This is a genomic window from Phaeovulum sp. (assembly GCF_041596715.1).
Lineage (GTDB): Bacteria > Pseudomonadota > Alphaproteobacteria > Rhodobacterales > Rhodobacteraceae > UBA6213.
Genome location: NZ_JBFHIA010000178.1, coordinates 1 through 6572 on the forward strand (window position 1 = coordinate 1; position 6572 = coordinate 6572).

9 protein-coding genes are annotated in these 6572 nt (G+C 62.0%); 5 read left to right on the forward strand and 4 right to left on the reverse strand.

Annotation, left to right across the window (positions count from 1 at the left end; all coding sequences use genetic code 11):
* Together hslU and ABY403_RS11950 are read left to right on the forward strand one after the other, a co-directional pair.
* A partial coding sequence (gene hslU / locus ABY403_RS11945) for an ATP-dependent protease ATPase subunit HslU (protein WP_372841047.1) occupies positions 1-993 on the forward strand: 993 nt, incomplete at its 5' end.
* Positions 923-2098, forward strand: a complete 1176-nt coding sequence (locus ABY403_RS11950; protein WP_372841048.1) for an alpha/beta hydrolase — start codon at positions 923-925, stop codon at positions 2096-2098. The genes hslU and ABY403_RS11950, both read left to right, overlap by 71 nt.
* Here the strand turns inward: ABY403_RS11950 and ABY403_RS11955 are convergent.
* Both ABY403_RS11955 and ABY403_RS11960 read right to left on the reverse strand, forming a co-directional pair.
* A complete protein-coding gene (locus tag ABY403_RS11955) occupies positions 2095-2721 on the reverse strand; it encodes a Smr/MutS family protein (protein WP_372841049.1) in 627 nt (208 codons plus the stop codon). The genes ABY403_RS11950 and ABY403_RS11955 overlap by 4 nt on opposite strands.
* Positions 2722-2730: 9 nt before the next feature.
* Positions 2731-3393: a Tim44/TimA family putative adaptor protein gene (locus ABY403_RS11960; protein ID WP_372841050.1), complete on the reverse strand. Its 663-nt coding sequence runs from the start codon at positions 3391-3393 to the stop codon at positions 2731-2733.
* A gap of 121 nt (positions 3394-3514) precedes the next feature.
* Here ABY403_RS11960 and ABY403_RS11965 point away from each other — a divergent pair, with 121 nt between their 5' ends.
* From ABY403_RS11965 to idi, 3 genes are all read left to right on the forward strand, one after another.
* Entirely contained in the window at positions 3515-3988 is a 474-nt protein-coding gene (locus ABY403_RS11965) for an FxsA family protein (protein WP_372841051.1), read from the forward strand.
* A gap of 53 nt (positions 3989-4041) precedes the next feature.
* Positions 4042-4545: a protein-export chaperone SecB gene (secB, locus tag ABY403_RS11970; protein ID WP_372841052.1), complete on the forward strand. Its 504-nt coding sequence runs from the start codon at positions 4042-4044 to the stop codon at positions 4543-4545.
* Between the two features lie 95 nt (positions 4546-4640).
* Positions 4641-5171 (forward strand): isopentenyl-diphosphate Delta-isomerase, encoded by a 531-nt coding sequence (gene idi, locus ABY403_RS11975; protein ID WP_372841053.1) that lies wholly within the window; start codon positions 4641-4643, stop codon positions 5169-5171.
* Here the strand turns inward: idi and ABY403_RS11980 are convergent.
* Entirely contained in the window at positions 5168-5467 is a 300-nt protein-coding gene (locus tag ABY403_RS11980; RefSeq protein ID WP_372841054.1) for a DUF4387 family protein, read from the reverse strand. The two genes, idi and ABY403_RS11980, sit on opposite strands and share 4 nt — an antisense overlap.
* Positions 5460-6572 (reverse strand): acyclic terpene utilization AtuA family protein (locus tag ABY403_RS11985; protein ID WP_372841055.1); only part of this gene is annotated, 1113 nt, incomplete at its 5' end. The genes ABY403_RS11980 and ABY403_RS11985, both read right to left, overlap by 8 nt.

Consider the following 6572-nt stretch of genomic DNA (forward strand, 5'->3'; position numbering starts at 1 on the left):
GATGTCGGTGTGGCCGAAACCCGCGCGCGGATGCGTGATGAGGTTCGGGGCCGCGCGCACAAGGCGGCCGAAGAGCGGGTGATCGACGCGCTCGCGGGCACCGATGCACGCGAAGGCACGCGCGAGATGTTCCGCGGCAAGCTGAAGCGGGGCGAGTTGGACGCCACCGTGATCGAGCTTGAGGTGGCCGAAAGCGCGCCGCCGCTCGGCATGATGCCGATGGGTGGCGGGGGTATGGAAAACCAGATGCAGGGCTTGCAGGAAATGCTCAGCAAGGCATTTGGCGGCAGAACGGCGCGCAAGCGCCTGACAGTGGCGCAAAGCTACGAGCTTTTGATTTCGGAAGAAGCCGACAAACTTCTTGATGACGAGGCCGTCAAGGCGGCAGCACTTGAGGCTGTGCAGCAGCAAGGGATCGTATTCATCGACGAGATCGACAAGGTGGCCAGCCGCGCCGAAACCCGCGGCGCAGATGTCAGCCGCGAAGGTGTGCAGCGCGATCTGCTGCCGCTGATCGAGGGCACCACGGTTTCAACCAAATACGGGCCGGTCAAAACCGACCATATCCTGTTCATCGCCTCGGGTGCATTCCACATTGCCAAACCTTCGGACCTTTTGCCCGAATTGCAGGGGCGGCTGCCTATTCGGGTAGAGTTGAAGGCGCTGACCGAGGATGATTTCGTCCGCATCCTGACCGAGCCCGACAATGCGCTGACGTTGCAATATACGGCACTGATGGCGACCGAAGAGGTGACCGTCACCTTCACCCCCGAAGGCGTCTCTGCGCTTGCTCGAATCGCTGCCGAGGTGAACCGCGCTGTTGAAAACATTGGTGCGCGCAGGCTCTACACGGTAATGGAAAGGGTGTTCGAGGAACTTTCCTTCAATGCACCCGACAGGGGTGGCGAGGCGGTGGTGGTTGATGGTCCTTTTGTTGAAAGGCATTTGGGCGACCTTTCGCGTTCGGCAGACCTCAGCCGGTACGTTCTCTAGTCATGCGATAAGGCTGGCCGCGCTAGCGGCGACGCTTCTGCTTGCCAGTTGCGCTCAGCGCGGCACGATCACGGTTTTCCCTGCGGCGGCCGATATTTCGCCGCCGCTGAAGATCTATGTGGGCAGCACCCGCACGCCGGATGACGAGCTTGACGAACAGACCAACCCGCGCTCGGATCAGCTTCATTTCGCGCGCTACGACGTTTCGGTGCCGCCCGACCGCGAGCCCGGCGAGATCAGCTTTCCAAAGCGGTATAGCCCGCCAGACCCCACAACCGATTTTCTGGTCAGCACCGAGATGCACTATGCCACGGTCACCGGGTTTAGGTCCGAGATCGGGCAAGCGCTGGCGCGAAACGGGCGCGAAGCGGTGGTGTTTGTACACGGCTACAACAACACCTTGGCCGAGGGGCTGTATCGCTTTGCCCAACTTGGCCACGATCTGCGGATTCCGGGCGTGCTGGTGCATTATTCATGGCCGTCACGCGCAAATGTGCTCGCCTATGCCTATGATCGCGATTCCGTTCTGTTTGCGCGCGATGGATTCGAAAAACTGCTGGGCGATCTTTCGGCGGCGGGGGCCGAGCGCATCATCATCGTTGCACATTCGATGGGCAGCGAGTTGGTCATGGAAACGCTGCGCCAGATGGCGATTGGTGCCAACACAAATGTGATGCGCCGTGTGGCCGGCGTGGTGCTGATTTCACCGGATCTCGATGTCGATGTGTTTCGCTCCGAAGCAGCGCGGATCGGCACCTTGCCGCAGCCCTTTGTCATTTTTACCTCGCGGCGCGATCGGGTTCTGGCTCTGGGAGCCTTGCTTTCGGGCGAAAGTGAGCGGCTAGGCAACCTTCAGGATACAGCCTCGCTTGAAAGTCTGGATCTGACGGTTGTCGATGTCAGCGCCGTATCAGAGGGCACCGGCCATTTCGTGCCCGGCACCTCGGCGGCGCTTTTGACGCTGTTCGGTCAGGAAAGCCGCTTGCTTGACGCTCTGGCGTCCGACCAATCGGGAAGAACCGGCTTGGTAAGCTATCTGGTGCTTTCCGCGCAGGGCGCCACGCGCATCGTGCTGGCCCCCGCCATGGCCGCGACCGCGCCCTAGCGCGCGCTGCGCCGAAGATACACGTAATAGGCACCCGCGCCGCCATGTTTAAGGTGCGCTTGCGCTACTTGCAGCACAGCAGGTGCCAAGGGCATCTGGTGCAACCAGTGCGGCACTTGATGGCGCAGCAGCCCATGCCGCGTGGGGATTGGGCCGTCATCCGCGCCCAGCCTTCCCTTGCCGGTGATGACCAGCACCAACCGTAAGCCCGTATCCTGCGCGCGCAGGATAAAGCGGATGAGTTCCGGGTGCGCCTCGGCCAGCGTCATGCCGTGCAGATCAATCCGCGCTTCGGGCGAAAGCCGCCCGCGCGTCATCTTGCGGTGCGCCTTCACGTCCATGTTCAGCGGCGCTTCGGCCAAGCGTTCGGGCAAGGAAGGCGCTGGCTGGTGGCGCCACGCGGTCTCGACAACCGACTGGCCCAGACGGAAGGCCACGAGATCTGCATGTGTAACGCGCGCCGAGTGGTGAAGGTTCGGCTTAGGCTTGGCCACCGGCGATGGCGGCGCAACCGGGGGCTTTGGCTGGTGCTGCGCCGCGGGGTGGAGTGCTACGGTGCTGGCGGCAACCTGCGCCCAAAGCGCCTGCTCTTCTTCGCTCAGGCGGCGGCGGCGTCGGCCCATCGCCCTGCCTCAGGCGCTGGTGGCGACAAGCTGCCAGTTCGGGTCTTTCGCACCCATCTTGCGCGCAAAGGTCCATGTATCGCGCTGCTTGCGCGGGGTTTTCGGGTCGCCCTCGACCACCTGCCCGGCGCTGTCGCGCACCGACGAAATCAGTTCACCCAAGAAGCGCACCGAAATCTCGGCCTCGCGTGATTTGGCATCATATTCAGCGCCATCCAGCGTCAGCTCGCGCACGCCGATGAACTCGGCCTGCACTGTCAGCCCCTGCTGCGTGCGCGTTTGCACCACTTCGTCGAAGGCCGCATAGACCTCGGGCGCAAGGAATGCGCGCACCGATGCCAGATCGCCACGCTCGAATGCCATCAGGATCATCTCATAGGCACCTCGCGCGCCTTGCAAGAAGTCTGTAACACCGAACGACGGTTCGGCGCGTTTCATCGCCGCCAAGGCCACCGCGGCTGCGCTACCCTCGGCGACATGGTCCGTGATGTCGCGGTCTTGCCCGCCTTCGATCACCTCGAATCCACGGCGGGCGCTGCGGCGCGCTGGCTCGATTTCGGGCGCATCGGGCTGCTCGAACCCCTCGCGGCTTCCCAACACGTTTTTCAGCCGCAAAATCAAGAAGATCGCGATTGCGGCAAGAACGATAAGCTGAATCACTGCGTTGGACATTATCTAACCTCGGGCGGGCGGGGTTGGAAAACCCGGCTATCCCCACTTATGTAGGGTAGCGGCGGGGCCAAGTCCACCGCCGCCCGGTACAGTTGTTTCGGGCAAGTGAAAGGATGCTGCAATGTGGATTTTTCTGGCCTTCGCGATCGTACCGCTGATCGAGATCGGCCTGTTCATTCAGATCGGCGGGCTGATCGGGCTTTGGCCGACGCTGGGGCTGGTAGTTGCGAGCGCCGCACTTGGCACGGCGCTAGTGCGCAGCCAAGGCACGCGCGCGCTGGCCGACCTGCGCATTGCGCTATCCGACTTGCGCGATCCCACCGCGCCCCTAGCGCATGGCGCGATGATCCTGTTCGCCGGGGCCATGCTGCTTACGCCCGGGTTCTTCACGGATAGCGTTGGGATTTTGCTGCTGGTGCCAGCGGTGCGCCGGGCTTTGATGCAGTATCTGGCAAAGCGCATGCAGGTGGCAAGTTTCACCGTGGGCGGCCAAACGCACTCGGCACATCGGTCAGGGCCGATTGATGTCGAGTATTTCGAAATAGATCCCGAAAATACGCCTTCGCGCCCCGCCTCGGGCTGGACGCGCCATTGAGGCGTTGAGCGCAGAGTGCTACACCCTGCGCGAAACTTGTTCTGGAGATTACGATGGCCGACGAAGCAAATGGCGCCGCCCCGCAGCAGGCGCAAGTGAAGATGAGCGTTCTCGCGCAGTTCGTGCGCGACATGTCGTTCGAAAACATCGTTGCGCAAAAGGGCGTAGCCTCTGCCGAAGTGCAGCCCGAAACGCAGGTTCAAGTCAGCCTTGATGCGCGCAAACGCTCTACCGAACACCAGTATGAAGTCATCACAAAGTTCAAGATCACCTCGACCAACAGCACCAACAAGGCCCCGCTGTTCCTGCTCGAACTGGATTATGCCGGTATCTTCCACGTCGAAGGCGTGCCGGAAGAGCAGATCCACCCCTTCCTGCTGATCGAATGCCCGCGGATGCTGTTTCCCTTCATTCGCCGTATCGTATCGGATGTAACGCGCGACGGCGGCTTTGCGCCGTTCTACCTTGAAACCATCGACTTCCTTGCGCTTTACCGCGCCGAACTTTCGCGCCGCGCGGCAGAGCAGAAGCCCGCGGAAGGCACCGCGATTTCTTGACCCCCGCGTCAAGCTGACCCAGTGGCAAGCTGCCCAAGTGACTTTGTGCACCGCCGTGCGCGACAATGCCACGGCGGTGTTTAACAGAGTCGTAGATGACTGACATGATTCCCGCCTGGGTCCAGGGTGTACTGACCCCGGTGGAAAAGATCTCCGTGCACCAGCAGGGACTGAAGCACAAAGCCGTATCGGTTTTTGTGCTCGATGGCGAACGCGTGCTGATTCAGCGGCGGGCGGCGGGCAAGTATCACAGCGCCGGGCTTTGGGCCAACAGCTGTTGCACGCATCCTGACTGGGGCGAAAAATCCGTCGATTGCGCGGTGCGTCGGTTGCGCGAGGAACTCGGCATCACCGGGCTTTACCCCGCCTTTGCCGACCGTATCGAATACCGCGCCGACGTGGGCGAAGGTATGATCGAGCATGAGGTGGTCGATATCTTCCTTGCCTATGCAAGCCCGGAAATGACCGTTAAGCCGAACCCCGACGAGGTTTCGGATGTGCGCTGGGTGAATATTTACGACCTTGCCGCCGAGGTGGCGCGCCACCCCGAACATTATACCAAGTGGCTGGAAATCTATCTGTCGCACCACATGGACAGGATTTTCGGCGCAACTCTGGGGCGCTAGTCCAACGGCAGTTCGGCCAAAAGGCAGGCCCAAGCCGCGCCATGCATATCGCGGTCAGCGCGCGTGCCTTGAACGACCGGACGCGGCACCGAGAACTTGACCACGTTCAGATCGGCAATATCAAAGCGCTTCATCGCCGCCTCGTCTACCCCGAACAGGGCCGCGACGCGGGCTGTCGGAAGTGTTGCGACACGGGCAAAAGCGTCACTATTCCCGCAGAAAACATCAATTGTCAGCCAGAATGGCCCCGCATTTTTTGAACGCACCTTTTCAACGATGCTGCCAAGTTCAGTCATGTCCCACCTCCGAAACCACCAGCCGGAAGGGTGCCATCGGGTCGCTGACCTGCAAGACGTGGTTCAGGCAAAACTCATAAAGCGCGCCGCGGTTCATTTCGGCGGGCGAGAAGGGGAAGGCGAAGGTCGGCATCGGCTCATCCTCTTCCAGCGCGTGGTGCAGAAGGTAGGGGTTGACCATCTTGGCAATCTCGGCGGCCAGCGCCTCGGTGGGCGCGGTAACGATTGCCAGTGCACCAACCTCTGGCGGCAGTGATGTGTTGTTTTCAAGCACGCCGAGCGTTGCGTCGATGCCGATCAGGCGGATTTCAAGATCGTAGGCATCGGCGGGCTGACCCAACCGCGCTGCGACCTTGGCGCGCGCCTCGGCAATCACGGCATCTGCCCATGCCCGCGCGCCTTCAACGTAGCGCCGCTCTCGCAACAGCGCCAGCGAGACGGTCTGATACCCCGCAACCCGGGCCCCTTCGAGCTTGACCGTATAGGGTGCCGGCACCCATTTTGACCCTTCGACCCGCACCTCGCGCGCATTCAGCGCCTGATACTGGGTGCCGGTCACATCAAGATGCCCGCCCGGTTCGTGCAGGATGAAAGGGTCAGAGTTTTCGTAAAGCATATGCGCCGAAACGGTATAGGGCGTCGCCCGCGCGCTTGCGCCAAGCGGGGTAAAGGTGAACCCGCTTGCATCAAAATCAATCTGGATCGTGCCAGTGGCCGGGTTCGTTGTAGCAATCGCGCCGCATTCGCCCACCTTGGCACCGTGCCACGCACCGCCCGCGTGGTCGCCGCGAGACAGGGGCAGCGCCGCGATGATGGCGGTGTCAGTGGTGCGCCCGGCAATGACGATATCGGCACCTGTGGAAAGCGCCGCCTGAATCTGCTCGGCCCCGGCAAGGGCCACGATATTGGTGCAGGATGCGAGAATCTCGGGCGAAATCGGCGGCGCCGCGGGCAGCGGCGTGACATGGCCCGCGGCAAGCGCCTTGGTCAGTTCGGCGGGGTTTTGGCCTGAATAGAGCCTTGCTACGCGCAGTTTCTGGCCAAGTTCCGCCGCCAGTTCTTCGGTAATTTGGTAAAGCCAGTCCACCGCGCTATCGGCACCGCA

Bases quoted from the DNA above. Each gene is read 5' to 3' on its own strand.
- ABY403_RS11950 (WP_372841048.1), top strand. From the start codon at position 923: ATGGTCCTTTTGTTGAAAGGCATTTGGGCGACCTTTCGCGTTCGGCAG.
- ABY403_RS11955 (WP_372841049.1), bottom strand. From the start codon at position 2,721: ATGGGCCGACGCCGCCGCCGCCTGAGCGAAGAAGAGCAGGCGCTTTGG.
- ABY403_RS11960 (WP_372841050.1), bottom strand. From the start codon at position 3,393: ATGTCCAACGCAGTGATTCAGCTTATCGTTCTTGCCGCAATCGCGATC.
- ABY403_RS11965 (WP_372841051.1), top strand. From the start codon at position 3,515: ATGTGGATTTTTCTGGCCTTCGCGATCGTACCGCTGATCGAGATCGGC.
- secB (WP_372841052.1), top strand. From the start codon at position 4,042: ATGGCCGACGAAGCAAATGGCGCCGCCCCGCAGCAGGCGCAAGTGAAG.
- idi (WP_372841053.1), top strand. From the start codon at position 4,641: ATGACTGACATGATTCCCGCCTGGGTCCAGGGTGTACTGACCCCGGTG.
- ABY403_RS11980 (WP_372841054.1), bottom strand. From the start codon at position 5,467: ATGACTGAACTTGGCAGCATCGTTGAAAAGGTGCGTTCAAAAAATGCG.